The organism is Streptomyces sp. NBC_00989 (genome assembly GCF_045162655.1).
Classification (GTDB): Bacteria; Actinomycetota; Actinomycetes; order Streptomycetales; family Streptomycetaceae; genus Streptomyces.
In genome coordinates this window covers 1115457-1129373 of record NZ_CP108728.1, presented here as the reverse complement: position 1 = coordinate 1129373, position 13917 = coordinate 1115457, and the positions used below count along the sequence as shown (strand labels likewise).

The 13917-nt window shown below is 68.7% G+C and carries 16 protein-coding genes and 2 pseudogenes; 6 read left to right on the top strand and 12 right to left on the bottom strand.

All coding sequences use genetic code 11. From position 1 onward, the window contains the following. Window positions 1-7: 7 nt before the first annotated feature. Window positions 8-502, bottom strand: coding sequence for a MarR family winged helix-turn-helix transcriptional regulator (locus tag OG714_RS05140; protein WP_406118825.1), 495 nt, complete (start codon window positions 500-502; stop codon window positions 8-10). A 143-nt stretch (window positions 503-645) separates the two neighbouring features. On the opposite strand from OG714_RS05140, the gene OG714_RS05135 reads away from it, so the two are divergent. After that, on the top strand, window positions 646-1929 hold the full coding sequence (locus tag OG714_RS05135) for a multidrug effflux MFS transporter (RefSeq protein WP_406118823.1): 1284 nt from the start codon (window positions 646-648) through the stop codon (window positions 1927-1929). Window positions 1930-2239: 310 nt separating this feature from the next. Here the strand turns inward: OG714_RS05135 and OG714_RS05130 are convergent, their stop codons facing one another. Genes OG714_RS05130 through OG714_RS05120 form a run of 3 tightly spaced genes read right to left on the bottom strand, consistent with a single transcriptional unit; the run spans window position 2240 to window position 4270 of the window. After that, window positions 2240-2494, bottom strand: a complete 255-nt coding sequence (locus OG714_RS05130) for a tautomerase family protein (RefSeq protein ID WP_406118821.1) — start codon at window positions 2492-2494, stop codon at window positions 2240-2242. 29 nt (window positions 2495-2523) lie between these two features. Further along, window positions 2524-3435: an SDR family oxidoreductase gene (locus tag OG714_RS05125; protein ID WP_406118819.1), complete on the bottom strand. Its 912-nt coding sequence runs from the start codon at window positions 3433-3435 to the stop codon at window positions 2524-2526. 49 nt (window positions 3436-3484) lie between these two features. Further along, window positions 3485-4270, bottom strand: a complete 786-nt coding sequence (locus tag OG714_RS05120; RefSeq protein WP_406118818.1) for an SDR family oxidoreductase — start codon at window positions 4268-4270, stop codon at window positions 3485-3487. A 159-nt stretch (window positions 4271-4429) separates the two neighbouring features. Between OG714_RS05120 and OG714_RS05115 the strand changes: the two genes are divergently transcribed. Beyond that, entirely contained in the window at window positions 4430-5335 is a 906-nt protein-coding gene (locus OG714_RS05115; RefSeq protein WP_406118816.1) for a helix-turn-helix domain-containing protein, read from the top strand. Window positions 5336-5391: 56 nt separating this feature from the next. Here the strand turns inward: OG714_RS05115 and OG714_RS05110 are convergent, their stop codons facing one another. The 5 genes from OG714_RS05110 to OG714_RS05090 all read right to left on the bottom strand — a co-directional run bounded on the left by OG714_RS05110 (window position 5392) and on the right by OG714_RS05090 (window position 9121). After that, on the bottom strand, window positions 5392-6075 hold the full coding sequence (locus OG714_RS05110; RefSeq protein WP_406118814.1) for a GNAT family N-acetyltransferase: 684 nt from the start codon (window positions 6073-6075) through the stop codon (window positions 5392-5394). An 89-nt stretch (window positions 6076-6164) separates the two neighbouring features. Continuing rightward, the gene (locus OG714_RS05105; protein ID WP_406118812.1) at window positions 6165-6605 is read right to left on the bottom strand and encodes a cupin domain-containing protein; all 441 of its coding nucleotides are present in this window, start codon (window positions 6603-6605) and stop codon (window positions 6165-6167) included. Continuing rightward, a complete protein-coding gene (locus OG714_RS05100) occupies window positions 6602-7390 on the bottom strand; it encodes a cysteine hydrolase family protein (protein WP_406118810.1) in 789 nt (262 codons plus the stop codon). The genes OG714_RS05105 and OG714_RS05100 overlap by 4 nt, the downstream gene beginning before the upstream one ends. Beyond that, window positions 7387-7986, bottom strand: coding sequence for an amidase family protein (locus OG714_RS05095; RefSeq protein WP_406118809.1), 600 nt, complete (start codon window positions 7984-7986; stop codon window positions 7387-7389). The genes OG714_RS05100 and OG714_RS05095 overlap by 4 nt, the downstream gene beginning before the upstream one ends. Before the next feature lie 490 nt (window positions 7987-8476). Beyond that, complete coding sequence (locus tag OG714_RS05090) at window positions 8477-9121, bottom strand: TetR/AcrR family transcriptional regulator (protein ID WP_406118807.1); 645 nt, start codon at window positions 9119-9121, stop codon at window positions 8477-8479. A gap of 144 nt (window positions 9122-9265) precedes the next feature. Here OG714_RS05090 and OG714_RS05085 point away from each other — a divergent pair, with 144 nt between their 5' ends. From OG714_RS05085 to OG714_RS05075, 3 genes and pseudogenes are all read left to right on the top strand, one after another. Next, window positions 9266-10045, top strand: a complete 780-nt coding sequence (locus OG714_RS05085; protein ID WP_406118806.1) for a glucose 1-dehydrogenase — start codon at window positions 9266-9268, stop codon at window positions 10043-10045. Between the two features lie 11 nt (window positions 10046-10056). Continuing rightward, window positions 10057-10518: a nitroreductase/quinone reductase family protein gene (locus tag OG714_RS05080; protein WP_406118805.1), complete on the top strand. Its 462-nt coding sequence runs from the start codon at window positions 10057-10059 to the stop codon at window positions 10516-10518. A gap of 143 nt (window positions 10519-10661) precedes the next feature. Then, window positions 10662-11096, top strand: a pseudogene (locus OG714_RS05075) (transposase); the annotation flags it as partial. 387 nt (window positions 11097-11483) lie between these two features. Here the strand turns inward: OG714_RS05075 and OG714_RS05070 are convergent. Further along, window positions 11484-11924: a hypothetical protein gene (locus OG714_RS05070; RefSeq protein WP_406118804.1), complete on the bottom strand. Its 441-nt coding sequence runs from the start codon at window positions 11922-11924 to the stop codon at window positions 11484-11486. A gap of 77 nt (window positions 11925-12001) precedes the next feature. Here OG714_RS05070 and OG714_RS05065 point away from each other — a divergent pair. Beyond that, window positions 12002-12793: pseudogene (locus OG714_RS05065) on the top strand (IS982 family transposase); the annotation flags it as partial. Between the two features lie 22 nt (window positions 12794-12815). Here OG714_RS05065 and OG714_RS05060 read toward each other — a convergent pair. Further along, window positions 12816-13361 carry a hypothetical protein gene (locus OG714_RS05060; RefSeq protein ID WP_406118803.1) on the bottom strand — a complete coding sequence of 182 codons (546 nt, stop codon included), beginning with the start codon at window positions 13359-13361 and terminating at the stop codon, window positions 12816-12818. Between the two features lie 253 nt (window positions 13362-13614). Next, entirely contained in the window at window positions 13615-13917 is a 303-nt protein-coding gene (locus OG714_RS05055) for a hypothetical protein (RefSeq protein WP_406118802.1), read from the bottom strand.

Genomic DNA, 13917 nt, shown 5'->3' with positions numbered 1-13917 from the left:
GGATCCTTCAGTCACGGCCCACTTGGCGCTCCATGACCTCCACCAGGCGCCCCAGTGCACCGAGCACCTGCTCCCGGTCCTCGCCCAGCCCCGCCAACAGCTGCACCTCGGCGGAGAGTTGGCGCGGGAACAGCTCGTCCACGGCCTTGGCCCCGGCCGGTGTGATCGTCACCAGGGCGGCACGTCGGTCGGCCGGGTTCGGGGTGCGGGCGATGAAACCGCGTTTCTCCAGCTTGCCCAGGGCCTTGCTGACGCCCGCGCGGGACAGGCCGAGCCATTCGGCGAGGCGGCGGGCGATCACCGGGTCGGTGGCGTGTCGTAGGGGGATGAGCATGTCGACCTCGGGGGCGGTGAGTTCGGCGCCCGCGTAGAGGGGTTCGACGGCCCGGTTCAGGAGCCCGGTGGCGTGCTTGAGCAGGCCGATCAGCTCCATGGGGGAGGTGTCGAGGCCGGGATTGTTCTCGGTCCACTGGGTGCGGACGTCGGCGGGGGAGGGCGACATGCGGCTCGTCTTCTCACTTCCTGGCTCGGGCCATCACGGGTCTTCGAGGGCCTTCACGCGCTCGGGAAGGCCCTGTCGGGCTTGGGAGGGCCTTCACCGGTCCGTCATTGTTAACCGGTGAACCATCGGTTACCGTTATGGTCATGGTATCGCCGTCCCCCGCAAGTTCCGCCGCTGCGCCCGCCACCGCACCGGCCGACTCCGCCGACCCCTCGCGGCGCGCGGCCGTCGCCCTGGTCGCCGTCCTTGCCGCGCTGACCGCGGTCGCCCCGCTCGCGACCGACATGTACGTCCCCGGTTTTCCCGCGATGGGGGACACGCTCGGGGCGAGCAGCTCGGCCGTACAGCTGACGATGACCGCGTTCCTGGCCGGACTCGTCGTCGGCCAGCTGCTGATCGGCCCGCTCAGCGACAGCCTCGGCCGGCGCGGACTGCTGCTGTCCGGAACGGCCGCGTTCACGGTCTTCTCCGTCGCCTGCGCCGTCGCACCCGATATCGAGGTCCTCACCGGAGCCCGATTCCTCCAGGGCGTGTCGGGCGCGGCCGGCATGGTGCTGGCCCGCGCCGTACTGACCGACCGCTTCCAAGGGGCAGAACTTCCGCGCTACTTCGCGGTCCTCTCCCAGATCATGGGCGTCGCGCCGGTCGCCGCACCGGTGCTGGGCGGGGCGATCCTCGCCGTGTCGACCTGGCGCGCGGTGTTCGTCGTACTGACCGTGATGGGCGGCCTGTTGCTGCTCGGTGTGATCCGCAAGGTCCCGGAGACCCTGCCGCCGGAGCGGCGGCACCCCGGCGGGATCACGAACACCTTCCGCGCGATGGGAGCGCTGCTGGGCCGCCGTACGTTCATGGGGTACGTCCTTGTCCTCGCGTTCATCTCGGCGGCACTGTTCGCGTACATCAGCGGGTCCAGTTTCGTCTTCGAGAACCTGCACGGAGTCTCGGCGACGACGTACTCCCTCATCTTCGCGAGCAACGCCGTAGCGATGCTGATCGCCGGCGCGGCCTTCTCCCAACTCGCGGGACGGGTACCGCTGAACAACCTCCTCGTGGGCGCGGTCGTCGTCGCCGCGGTCGGCGCGCTGGCGCAGGTGCTGCTGGTGCTGACGGTGGGGGAGACCCTGGCCGGAACCTGGATCAGCCTGTTCATCACGGCCGGCGGCATCGGCATGGTCTTCCCGTCGACCCTGAGCATCGGCCAGGCCCTCGGCCGCCACGCTCCCGGCGCGGCCTCCGCCCTCCTCGGTGGCCTCCAGTTCCTGTTCGGCGCGGTCGCGGCGCCGCTGGTGGGGGTGTTCGGCGAGGACAGTTCCCTGCCGATGGCGGTGATCATGCTGATCGCCGTTGCGGCGGCGGGAGTTGCGCTGGTGGGGCTGGCCAGGCCTTGGGAGAGGCAGGGGGAGCCGACGGCGAGGGTGACGGCGTAGCGACGGGCGATCTGTTCGGAGGTCCGGCGGGTTCCCTCGATTTCCCGGGATTTACCGCGCCCAGTGCATTGGGTACGGAGTGGGGGAGGGCCGGGTGCAGCAGACGGTGATCTACGAGTTGCAGATGTAAACGAGCTCTGTCGGAGTCGGCGTCCGAAAGTCCTCGGGCAGTGCGGGCGGATGAGTGAGGTGCCCAGAGGGGCGGCGGTGTGTGCGCCGACCCCCGGGATGAGCGCGGCCGTGTGGCGACGCTCGACCCGGGGGCTTTTGGTTTCCAGGGGCTGCCCTGGCCCAATGACGGCCCGTGCGGTCAGGCGTCGTTGGCGTTGGCGTTGGTGTCGCCGGTATCGGTCCGTGTCGCCTCGTCGCCGAGCATCGCGAGGGTCAGTACGTTGCCGGAGATGCCCCAGCCGCCGTCGGGGACCTCCTCGATCAGGACCATCGTGGTGGCGCGGGCGCGCTCGCCGTAGAGCTCGACGTACAGCTCGGTGGTGCGGGTGACGATCTCCTCCTTCTGCTTCGGGGTGAGGGTCTTCTCGAGGACCTTGAAGTTCGCGAAAGGCATGGTTGGTTCCTATTTCTCTCAGGGGGGTGTTAGAGGGAACTGCCCGCGGTGAGCAGGCTGTCCAGTCCGATGCGGCGGAAGAAGTCCGCGCGGATACGGTCGGCGACCGCGGAGACGACCTCGCTGCCGTCTCGGCTGGGGTCTATGTGCGTGCGCAGCGGCCGGGTGCCGTGCTCCATCGCGACCAGGCGCGCTACGGCTTCGGCGACCTCGGCCACATCGGCGTCCGGGGGAGTGAGCGCGGCCAGGCGTTTGCCCAGATCGCCCATGAGGGGTTGGTGACGCTGGTCGTAGGCGTCCGCACGGTCGACGTCGGCGGGGGTGCCCGCGTGGGCGAAGTGGCTGGTGCCGCTGGTGAACGCACCGGGCACCACGATCGCGGTGTCGATACCGAACGGCAGTACCTCGGCGGCGTAGCTGACGGCCAGGGCGTCCATCGCGGCCTTGGCGGCGAAGTACGGGGCCAGGAACGGGGGGCAGCCGCCGCGGGTGCTGGAGCTGCCGATCCACACCAGCAGCCCCGAGCCCTGCTCACGCATCTTCGGCAGGGCGGCGCGATTGACGCGCTGGGTGCCCAGGACATTCACGTCGTACAGGTCCGCGAACTGCTCGGTGGTGAACGCCTCGGCGGCGCCCAGGACCATGTGCCCGGCGTTGTGCACGACCACGTCCAGCCGACCGCGCTCGGCGAGGATCCGGTCGACCGCGGCGTCGGCGGAGTCCTGCGAGGTGACGTCCAGTTCGACGGCTTGGACGTCGACCTGGTGGTCGGTGCCGTAGCGCGTCAGGTCGGCCGCCGCGGTCGCGTTGCGGGTCCCGATCTGGCGGATACCCGCGTACACGGTGTGACCGGCGCGGGCCAGCGCGCGCACGGACAGTGCTCCGATGCCGCTGGAGGCTCCGGTGACGAGGATGATCTTCCCGGTTTCGTCGTTCGGCATGGCAGGGCCTTTCGTCGATCGATGAGGTGACTGAGTGAGGGGGGCGGTTCTAGACGATTCCGCCGTTGGCGCGGATGACCTGTCCGTTGATCCAGTGGCCGGCCGGGGAGGCCAGGAACGCGACGACCTCGGCGATGTCGGCCGGGGTACCGAGGCGTTCCAGCGGGGGCTGGGCGGCCAGGCGGGCGATGGCCTCCTCGTCCTTGCCGTCCAGGAACAGGTCGGTGGCCGTGGGGCCGGGCGCGACGGTGTTGGCGGTGACGTCCCGGCCCCGCAGCTCCCGGGCCAGGATCAGCGTCAGCGCCTCGACCGCGCCCTTGCTGGCGACGTACGCGCCGTAGCCCGGGAAGGCCAGACCCACCACGGACGTGGAGAACGTGACGATCGCGCCGCCGGGGCGCACCCGGCGGGCGGCCTGCTGGAGGACGACGAACGTGCCGCGGATGTTGGTGCGGTGCAGGTCGTCCAGGACGGCCAGGTCAAGCTCGGCGATCGGAGCGAGTTGCATCCGCCCGGCCGCGTGTACGACCACGTCGACGCCACCGCCGAACTCTGCTTCGGCCGCGTCGAACAAGGCCGCGACGGCGTGTTCGTCGGCGACGTCCGCGCGCACCGCGATCGCCCGGCCGCCGTTGGCGACGGCCTCCTTCACGGCGGCTTCGGCCTCGGCCTGGTTGCCGGCGTAGCCGACCACGACGGCGTACCCGTCGGCGGCAAGCCGGCCTACGGTCCGGCGGCCGATGCCGCGCGAGCCGCCGGTGACGATCGCGACACGCGGCGAGGCGGCGGGCTGGGGCGAGGCAGCGGTCCCGCCGGGGGAAGTGGGGACAGGCATGGCTGACTCCTGTGGTGGAAGGGGGGGAGGGCCACGGCCTTGCCGTTGCCCTGCTACGTCCTCCACGATCGGCCGGTCCCTCGTCCCTAGCCAGGGCTGCGTCTACCCAGGGGTTGCCACCCCCTGGCTGCGTTCCGGCGTACGAGCGACCATGGAGGGGTGAACCTTCCAGAACTCGGTGCCTTCCTCAGGACACGCCGCGACCGCATCCGCCCCGCCGAGGTCGGTCTCACGCAGGGCCCGCGTCGGCGCGTCCCCGGGCTGCGCCGCGAGGAAGTCGCGCAGCTGGCGGGACTGTCGGCCGACTACTACACCGAGCTGGAACGCGGCGGCGCGAAGAACGGCGTGCAGCCCTCGGCCCAGACCCTCGCCGCCCTCGCCCGCGCCCTGCGCCTGAACGGCGACGAACGCGACCACCTGTTCCACCTGGCGGAACGGCCGATCCCCCCGTCGGCACACGGACCGTCGGCACATGTGCAGCCCGCGCTCCTCGGACTCCTGGACCGGCTGTCCAACACCCCCGCGCGCGTCATCACCGACCTGCACGAAACCCTGGTGGAGAACGACCTGGCGCTGACCCTGCTCGGCAGGTCCCCGGCGCACCGCGGCCCGGCGGCGAGCCTCGTGTACCGCTGGTTCACCGACCCGCGGGCGCGCGAGATCTACCCGGCCGAGGACCACCCGCACCACTCCCGGGTGTTCGTGGCCGACCTCCAGGCAGCGGCCGCCCGCCGCGGCCGGGACGCGGAGGTCACGAAGATGGTCGCCGTGCTGCGCCGCCGCAGCGAGGAGTTCGCGGCCCTCTGGGACACCCACGACGTCGCGGTGCGCCGCATGGACCACAAGAGGATCGTCCACCCCATGCTCGGGGTGATCGAACTCGACTGCCACAACCTCCTCAGCGAGGACGGACGGCAACGCCTGCTGTGGTTCACCGCCCCGCCCGGAAGCCCGGGAGCCGAGCAGCTGGAGTTGCTGTCCGTCGTAGGGACCCAGGAGTTGAGTGCTACGGAGGGCATGGCACCGGAGAGGTTGTCCGCGACGGAAACCGGATCGCAGCGCTGACCTGCGCCACAGCGGGAGGGCGGCGACGTCGTGGACCCTCCGTGCGATGACACGTCCTAGCCGACGGAGGGAACCACCGGTCCCCGGGCGATCACGACGTCGGCTTCGTGGTGCCAGCCGAGGGAGTCGTAGAGGCGCTGGCCCTCCTCGCTGGCGATGAGAAGACCGGTACGGGCGCCCTGGGACACGGCGGCCTCCGCCAGCGCGCTCATCACGGCGCGGCCCAGGCCACGTCGGCGGTGCGCGGGGTCCGTCTCGATGCGGTCGGCGATCGCGTCGGCGCCGACCACGGCGATGGAGCCGCGCGCCGCCACCTCTCCGGAGGGGGCATGGAGGGAGACGACCGTGACCGGTCCCTCCGTGCGCACCTCGCACTCGTACGGCGCGGCCGGCGCGTGTCGCGGGTGCTCGGTCAGATCGGTCGTCATGAACCACTCCGACCGGTGGACCAACTCCAGTCCGGCGGCGCCGACGATGGCTTGGGCCGTGCCGGGGCGCAGCGTCGGCACCGTGAGCCAGGTGGTCTGCCGCGCGACGGCGACGGCTGCCGCCAGCCGTGCCAAGGACTCGGGATCCTCGTCCGCACGCAGCGCGACCACCTCGACCTCGCGGCCGGGTTGGCCGCACTGGGACCGCAGGCCGTCCCCGGCGGGCTCGACCGGCTCGGCCTCGGGCAGCGAGCGGGCGACGGACCAGCCGTTCAGCCAACGCCGTATCAGCCCTGAATCGATCTTCGTCATCCGGCGATTAGAGCATGACCGCAACCTGTGGGCCCGCGAACAACCGTCCCTCTGCCGTCCGCCGCCGCGTGTGCCGACGTCCCGGGTCCTCACTGTCCGCGCAGCGCGGCCCGGTCGGTGTCGTCCCACTGGGCCGGGGTGCCGGCGCTGACGAGTGCGGCGAAGCCGCCGGGCATGGCGCCGCCGTCCGCGGCCATGATCGTGACGGTGTACAGCCGCTCGGTGGCGGAGGTGTTCTCGATGCGGTGCACCGAGCCGGGCGGCAGGACGAGCACGTCGCCGGGGCCGATGGGTACGGAGTGTTCGTCGCTGTGGGCGATGCCGTGTCCGGTGAGGACGACGAAGATCTCGGTGGACTCGGGGTGGGAGTTGTCGGGCTGCGCGCCGCCGGGTTCCCAGACCTCGTAGAAGACGCTGGCCGGCGATCCGTCGGGGGGTCCGGCCAGCAGGGCGAGCCGGACGGTGTCGGCCGGGGAGATCAACTGCGGTACGACCTGGTCGAGTTGGCGCAGGGTCGGGGCGGTGTTCATGCGGGGTTCTCCTCGGAGCGGTCGGCGGCGGTGTTCAGCGCGTCGAGCAGGTCGGGTGTGGAGGCGGTGAAGCCGTAGCACTGGCGGGTGTTGTGGATCGCCGCCTCGTGGCAGTACGACGGTGAGGTCGTGGCGGACGCGTCGGTGAGCATGACGACGTCGTAGCCGAGGCAGGCGGCGTCGACGAGGGTGGCGTACACGCACTGGTCGGAGTTGACCCCGGCGAAGATCAGCGTGTCCACGCGGAGGTTGCGCAGGATGCTGTCCAGGGGTGTGTCCCAGAAGCCGCTCATGCGGTACTTGTCGACGTGGATGTCCTGCTCCTCGGCGACCAGACCGTCCACGAGGGCGGCGCCCCAACTGCCCTTCGTGAGCACGCGTGAATCGGTGCCGGGCGTGCGGGAGCCGATACCCACGCCGGTGCCTGAGGGGTCGTAGACGTGTGTCACGCCCGGTGGGAGGTTGGCCCGGTCGGGGCGGTTGCCCCAATTCAGCCAGATCACGGGGATGTTGGCGCCGCGGGCTGCCGACACGACCTGTGCGCTCAGTTCGACCGCCGTCGCGAGCACCGATACGTCTACGCCGATGCCGGCCAGCCAGCCGCCTGGGGCGCAGAAGTCGTTCCGCAGGTCCACGACGACCAGGGCGGTGCGAGACGGATCGAGCACGATCGGGGTGGGCTCGGCACACAACTCCGCCGAACGGGACGGTAGTTCGGGCCGGTGCAGGTCGATGTGCGGGCCGGGGAACTGCCAGCGGTTGCGGTGGCGGGGCAGGGCGCTCATGCGGGGGTCTCCAGTGCGGCGGCGAGGGCGAGCAGGCCGTGGTCGGATCCCGGTGCGCCGAGCAGGCACAGGCCGGCCGGGCGGCCGTCGGCGGACCGCAGCAGGGGCAGTGACAGGGCGGGCGCGCCGGCGAGTCCGGCGAGGCAGGTCATCCGGAGCGTCGCCGCGCGCTCGGCCTCGATCTGTTCCCCCGACGCGCTGCGGGCCGGTGCGGGGCCGGAGGCCGAGGGGATGACCAGGACGCCGCCCGAGATCCATACTCCGAGCTGTTCGCGTGCTGCGGCTGTCAACTCCCCTGCTGCTGCCGCCCGTTCGTCGCTGATCTCGGATGCCTGAGCGAAGCGGTTGGCCACGTCGGTGCCGAGTGCACCGGGGTGCGCGGTGATCCACTCGCCGTGGGCCTGCCATGCCTCCCACGCCTGCACGGTGCGGAACGCGGTGAACCAGTGCTCCAGCACGTCGCGTGGCAGGTCCACGGTTTCGGCCGACGGTAGTTTCCCGGCCCCGGTCAGTTCCTCGACGGCGGTCGTGAACGCGTCCCGTACGTCTGCCCGGGCCAGGGCTTCGACCTCGGGCAGCCGGACGGTACGGCTCACGGGCACGGCTCCGTCACTGCCGGCGGGGAGCAGGGAGCAGGGAGCAGGGAGCGGGCGACGGCGAACCGGTGGCGGCGGGCGTTGGCTTCGGGCCATCGGCAGGCTCTGGCGTCCAAGGGTCCCGGCGGGGCTCGATATGAGACAACTCCGTGTGCTGGAGATGGTGTTGGACGTCGGCCCTGCCGCTTTCGGGGCTCTGCACAGATGAGGGTGTAGCTGCGGGCCTGGCTTCCGGGTCTTGGGTCACCCCTCTTGCTGTCGTTGGGAGTTTCCACCCCGAGAGCGCGGCCATGCGCGTTTGGGTCCGCTGCTAAGACTTCTTGTCGGGCCGTGCTGATGCCAGGCTGATCGAGGCGGGTCTACGCATCGAGACTCCCTCCTTCGGCGTCCGCCCCGGGATGCCCCGCGAACGCCCTTGGTGCCGACGGCCTCGGTTGCGTAGGCATCAGCGCCTTTGGTGGCGGTGGGACTCTGTCGCGGTCGGCGGGACTCAGTTGTTGGTGGACGCCCCTGGTCCGGTCGCGGCGTACCGGGCGGCGATGGTGCGGACGGCCTCGTCGACTACCTGAGCGACGCGTTCGGCGCTCACCTCCCAGCCCGGCACCAGGAGTGTCGGCCAGAAGACGTAGTTGGAGATCATGCCCAGGAAATGGGTGGCTGCGAGGTCCACGTCCTCGACCCGCACCGTTCCCGCCTCGTGCTCAGCCAGGAGATAGCTGCGTACGGACTCGAAGTAGGGCATCTTCCCCTGCGAGAACTGCGCATGGGCCAGCTCGGGGAACCGCGGCAGTTCGGCGATGACGATCCTGAACAGGTCGGTCATCTGGGCACGGCCCAGCAGCTCGGCGTAACGGCGACCGATGATGCTGAGCCCGTCGACGACGTTGCCTGCCGGCGGAGGAGCCTCCTCGTCAGCCGTTGACCAGGACTCCGTCACGATGGCGTCGAACAGAGCGGCTTTGCTCGGAAACTGCTTGAACAAGGTGGCCCGCGAAACGCCCGAGCACTCTGCGATCCGCGCCAGCGACGTCCGGTCGTAGCCCAACTCGAGAAACAGTTCGGTCGCGGCCGTCACGATCAGCGCGCGCTTCTCCTGGGCGACGCGCTGGTGATACGTCGTCACGACTCTGCTCATGGGTCGAGCATACGAGGTGAGTGGCTTGACTCGCCATTGCCGTCGACCTAGTGTCAGAGCAGTGGTGAGTCGCTCGGCTCACCACTGGCCGCCGTTCATCACTGGTGATTCCGGTCATTCACCCACGTACCGAAGGAACATCTGATGCCCCGCTTCGACACCCAGACCGTGCTCGTGACCGGTGGGACCGGCGGTCAGGGCTCGAGCCACGTACGCGCCTTTCACGCGGAGGGAGCGAACGTGGTGATCGGCGACATCGACGCGGAACGCGGCGCCGCTCTCGCCGACGAGCTCGGGACCCGCGCTCGCTTCGCCCGCCTTGACGTGACCGACGAGAGTTCGTGGTCCGCCGCTGTGCTGGCCGCCGAGAGCACTTTCGGCGCCCTGAACGTGCTCGTCAACAATGCAGGCGTGCAGAATCCGCCTGCAACGATCGAAAACACGGAGCAGGCCACGTGGTCGCGCATCCTCGACGTCAACCTCAAAGGGACCTTCCTCGGCATCAAGGTGGCGGCCCCCGCTCTACGCCGCGCAGCAGGGGGAGCCATCGTCAACATCGCCTCGACCATGGGCCTGGGCGGCACGGCTCACTACGCGCCGTACGTCGCCAGCAAGTGGGCCGTGCGAGGCCTCACCCAAACGGCAGCACTCGAGCTCGGCCGCGACCACATCCGGGTGAACACCATCCACCCCGGCGTGATCTCGACCTCCTTCATCCACGAACCAGCGGTCGGCGCAGTCGCGGCAATAGCCGACTTCTACTCACCCGAGCCGTTCGCTGTCCCCCGGCTCGGGGAACCGACCGACGTCAGCCGTCTCCTTCTGTTCCTCACGTCATCGGACGCGTCGTTCATCACGGGGTCGGAGTACGTCATCGACGGTGGACTCCTCCTCGGCCCCGCCCTTCAGGCCGAGACCGCATGAGCACTCCGGACATGACCAAGGCGAACGACTCCGCACGGGACGCGTCTCTGTCCCACCTGCCCGACCACATCCGACGAGCCATCGAGATCACCCCCGCCGCGGGCACCAGGGAACGGATCATCGACATCACGACGCTGGGGCGCCGCACCGGCCGAGCGCGCCGTATCGAGATCTTCTTCTACCGAGCCGCAGGCACCACTTACCTGTGTAGCGGCGCCGGCGGTGCGGCGACTGACTGGCATGCGAACCTTCTCGCCAATCCCGACTTCACCTTCCACCTCAAGAACGGGATCCGCGCAGATCTGCCTGCACGGGCCACGCCTGTCACCGATCCAGCTGAACGTCAGGCCGTGCTGGCGGAGATCGTGGCGGATCTCAATCAGCCCCACGACCCCGGCACCATCCGGCCGACTCGGCTCGAAGACTGGGCCGGCAGTCGGCTGATGCGCATCGGCTTCCGCCATCGGCCGTGATCCCGGATCCCTCGACGGATGACCTACTCCCAGGGGCCGGGGTGTAGTTGCGGCCGGAGCGGCTCTTCGCCGGATGAGGGTGTAGCCGGCGCGGCGGTCCCAGATGGATGTCGAGGTTTCCAGAGGGAAAGGCTCCTACACGCTCGTGGCGCGACGGCGTGGAGGTCGTCGCGATGGACGGGTTCAGCGGCTTCAAGACCGCCACCACCGAGGAGCTCCCCGACGCGGTCGCGGTCTCGGATCCCTTCCACGTGGTCCGGCTGGCCGACGACGCGCTCGATCGGTGCCGGCGCCGGGTCCAGCAGGCCATCCACGAACACCGCGGCCACAAGGGCGACCCGCTCTGCTCCGCGCGACGGACGCTGCATACCGGGGCCGGTCTGCTCACCGACAAGCAGATCCACCGGCTGCGGGTGCTGTTCGCCGTCGAGGAGCATGTCGAGGTCGAGGCGTCCTGGGGCATCTACCAGCGGATGATCGCCGCCTACCGCCACGAAGACGACCGCCATGGCCGGGGTCTGGTGACCGCACTGATCGACTCGGTCGGCAGGGGTGTCCCGGCCGTTCTTGTCGAGCTCGACTATGGCTGACCATCCACCAGCTGCCGTCGTACGCTCCCGAGTTCAACCCCGTCGAGGGGTGTGGTCGCCCCTGAAGAGGTCGTTGGCCAACCTCACCGAACACAGCCTCGACCAATTCACCGCGTTGGTGAAGACGCGGCTGAAACGGATTCAGTACCGGCCCCGCCTCATCGAGGGACTCATCGCCAAGACCAGACTCAACGTCCAACCGCGGTAACCCCGGAGGTCACAGACCTCCTGGACGAGTAGTTCCGAAGTCCGGTCGGGTTCTCGGTTGACCCAGCACGACGGCAACGACGGCAACGACGGCAACTACGGCAACGACGGCCAGGACTCAGGCCCATGGCCGTGAAAGGACGACCCGTCATCGTGGGCGCGGACGGGTCAGCCAAGAGCAGGGGGCATGAGGTCAAGGATCAGCAGGTTCCTCCAGTCGTTGGTGAAGGTGGCGCGCATGTCCTCGTAGTGCACACTGATGAACGGGTTGGATTGAAACATGACGGCGATCCACCGCAACGAGGAGTCGGCGTTGAGACGGGCGAGATAGCCGATGTTGCCCATTCCGCCGCCTCCGCCGGACATCCATCCTGACCCGTCCGGCAACGGGCTCTCGAAATTGGTAGTCACCTCATCCGTGTTGTGTTCCTCAAGGGCTTGGGCCACATCAAACGGCCTTCCGATACGGAAGGGAATGGGCTGCCCAGCATTCGGGTGGTACGCCCCCGGGCCGTCGACATGCAACTCCAAGCCGGTGTCGTCCGGCCGGTACAGCCCGTCGCGACGCGGCATCTCCCCGGCTCTCCAGAGTCCTTCGACCGTTCCCATAGCTCACTCCACCGTCAATTGCCAAAGGTTCCGAAGTCTGGCTGCACGCAAGAGCGGAGGGCGTCCAATATCGGTTTGTGACGACCGACCTGAACACCCTCTTGACCTCACTTTACGTGAGGATCGACGACGAGATCGGGCGAACGCGGTGCCTGGGACGACCGCCCCTGCTCAGCGACTCCGAACTTGTCTGTCTCACGGTCGCCCAGGCCTTGTTCGGCTACCACTCCGAAGCCCGCTGGCTGCGCTATGCCCGCAGGAACCTGTCCGACATATTCCCCTACCTGCCCCAACGGCCGGGCTATAGCGGGCGGTTGAAGTCGGCACTGCCAATGCATGCTCAAGCGCGTGATCCGCGAACTCGCCATGGACAGTGACCTCTGGAACGACTCGGTCTGGATCGCCGACTCGACCCGGTGCCCTGTGGCATGTCCCGCTCGACTGTCCAACGATCCGACCTGGCGGGCTGGGCCAGCTATGGCTACTGCGCCTCTCACTCCCGCTTCTTCTGGGGCCTGCGCCTATACCGGGTGTGCAAGCCGACCGGAATTCCGATCATGTAGGCGTTGGTCAACCCGAAGATCGGCGAGCGTGAAATCCTGTCGGCGATACTCGAAGTCGACGCCGACCTGCTGACCGCGCGCGACGCCATCCTGCTCATCACGGACAAGGGCTTTGTTGCCGCGGAATTCGAGAAGGAACTTGCCGAGCAGGGTATCGAGCTCTTGCGGCCATTGCTCAGGAAGGTCCGCCAGCTGATCGAGTCGGTCAACGACACCCTCAAAGGGCAACTCGACTTGGAACAATGCGGCGGACACAACAACCTGATCGGAGCACCGGTCACCCGCTCGTTGATGGCCTACGACCACCAATCAATTCGGATCTATGCGTCTAGTAGTAGGAGGCCACCAGGTCGCGGTCCACCGTGATGGTGTCGCGATTCAGTGCGGGCAGCCCCATGTGGTCACAGATCAGCTGGGTCAGCTGCTCCTCGTAGGTCTCGCTCCGACTGTCCAGGCCGGCCGCCGTGATGAGAGGGGCCATCTTGTTGGGCCAGTACTCTCCGACGTAGTCGGGACCCTCGTAGTCGATGCAGGACGATGTCTGGCCGTCCTTGTAGTGGTACGCCTTGGGTCCATGGGCCTTGGCAACGCACGGATTGGGAACGAACACCATCAGCTCAGCGCCCGCAGGGCAGAGCTCGCGGTAGTCGATCTCGTCGTAGTCGTCGCGGTTGAACATGTGGTGCACGATCACGCCCCAGTCGCCGGGTTCCGTGTCGTTGCCGTAGGCGAACGGCGGCCGCTGCTGCGCGGACAGGCCTTCGGCCATGGCGGTCAGGGTGGTCCCCTTGAAGTAGACCAGGACGGTTTCGTCTTCCCGGTACCGGTCTTCGTCCACCCATGCCATGACGCCGCAGTCGATCCAACTTGTCATGCTCGGCAACATAACCGGCGCCACTGACACAACAGCCTCCAGAGTCGCCAATCAACGCCCAGACCCACCGGCCGCCCCGCGCCGTCGGAACGCAGTGCTCCGTCGCTGGCTCACGCCGCCACTCGATCAAGCGCAGTGACACCCGGCCGACGTAACCCGACCCCTTAAAGATCTCTAGATGATCTATTCCAAGGGGTCAGTGAGCGTAGGCGATCAGTGAGCGTAGGACGGTTTGTCCGGTGGCATCGTTGTGTCAGATCGCGGCGGTCAGCGCGAGGATGCGTTGCATGACACGGGATATGACACCTCCGGGTGTGCGTTCTCGGTGCCGTTCGAGGTACGGCTGTCCCTTGAAGGTCTCGTTGGTCGATGCGATGACCTGTCGCAGCGGCTTGAACAGGGCTGCGCCAGGTCGTTCCCGCTCACCACCAGGTGCAGGTGCAGGCCCCAATAGAAGCGGCTGCGGCTGGCGCAGTACCTGTACACGGTCACCTGCCGGGTCGGAGCGCTTGACGGTTTCGCGGGAGCGGCTGCACTGCACCAGGGTGGAGTCCAC

What these genes read in the sequence shown, in the direction of transcription:
- OG714_RS05140 (WP_406118825.1), bottom strand. Translation starts at nt 502, where the DNA reads ATGTCGCCCTCCCCCGCCGACGTCCGCACCCAGTGGACCGAGAACAAT.
- OG714_RS05135 (WP_406118823.1), top strand. Translation starts at nt 646, where the DNA reads ATGGTATCGCCGTCCCCCGCAAGTTCCGCCGCTGCGCCCGCCACCGCA.
- OG714_RS05130 (WP_406118821.1), bottom strand. Translation starts at nt 2,494, where the DNA reads ATGCCTTTCGCGAACTTCAAGGTCCTCGAGAAGACCCTCACCCCGAAG.
- OG714_RS05125 (WP_406118819.1), bottom strand. Translation starts at nt 3,435, where the DNA reads ATGCCGAACGACGAAACCGGGAAGATCATCCTCGTCACCGGAGCCTCC.
- OG714_RS05120 (WP_406118818.1), bottom strand. Translation starts at nt 4,270, where the DNA reads ATGCCTGTCCCCACTTCCCCCGGCGGGACCGCTGCCTCGCCCCAGCCC.
- OG714_RS05110 (WP_406118814.1), bottom strand. Translation starts at nt 6,075, where the DNA reads ATGACGAAGATCGATTCAGGGCTGATACGGCGTTGGCTGAACGGCTGG.
- OG714_RS05105 (WP_406118812.1), bottom strand. Translation starts at nt 6,605, where the DNA reads ATGAACACCGCCCCGACCCTGCGCCAACTCGACCAGGTCGTACCGCAG.
- OG714_RS05100 (WP_406118810.1), bottom strand. Translation starts at nt 7,390, where the DNA reads ATGAGCGCCCTGCCCCGCCACCGCAACCGCTGGCAGTTCCCCGGCCCG.
- OG714_RS05090 (WP_406118807.1), bottom strand. Translation starts at nt 9,121, where the DNA reads ATGAGCAGAGTCGTGACGACGTATCACCAGCGCGTCGCCCAGGAGAAG.
- OG714_RS05085 (WP_406118806.1), top strand. Translation starts at nt 9,266, where the DNA reads ATGCCCCGCTTCGACACCCAGACCGTGCTCGTGACCGGTGGGACCGGC.
- OG714_RS05080 (WP_406118805.1), top strand. Translation starts at nt 10,057, where the DNA reads ATGACCAAGGCGAACGACTCCGCACGGGACGCGTCTCTGTCCCACCTG.
- OG714_RS05070 (WP_406118804.1), bottom strand. Translation starts at nt 11,924, where the DNA reads ATGGGAACGGTCGAAGGACTCTGGAGAGCCGGGGAGATGCCGCGTCGC.
- OG714_RS05060 (WP_406118803.1), bottom strand. Translation starts at nt 13,361, where the DNA reads ATGACAAGTTGGATCGACTGCGGCGTCATGGCATGGGTGGACGAAGAC.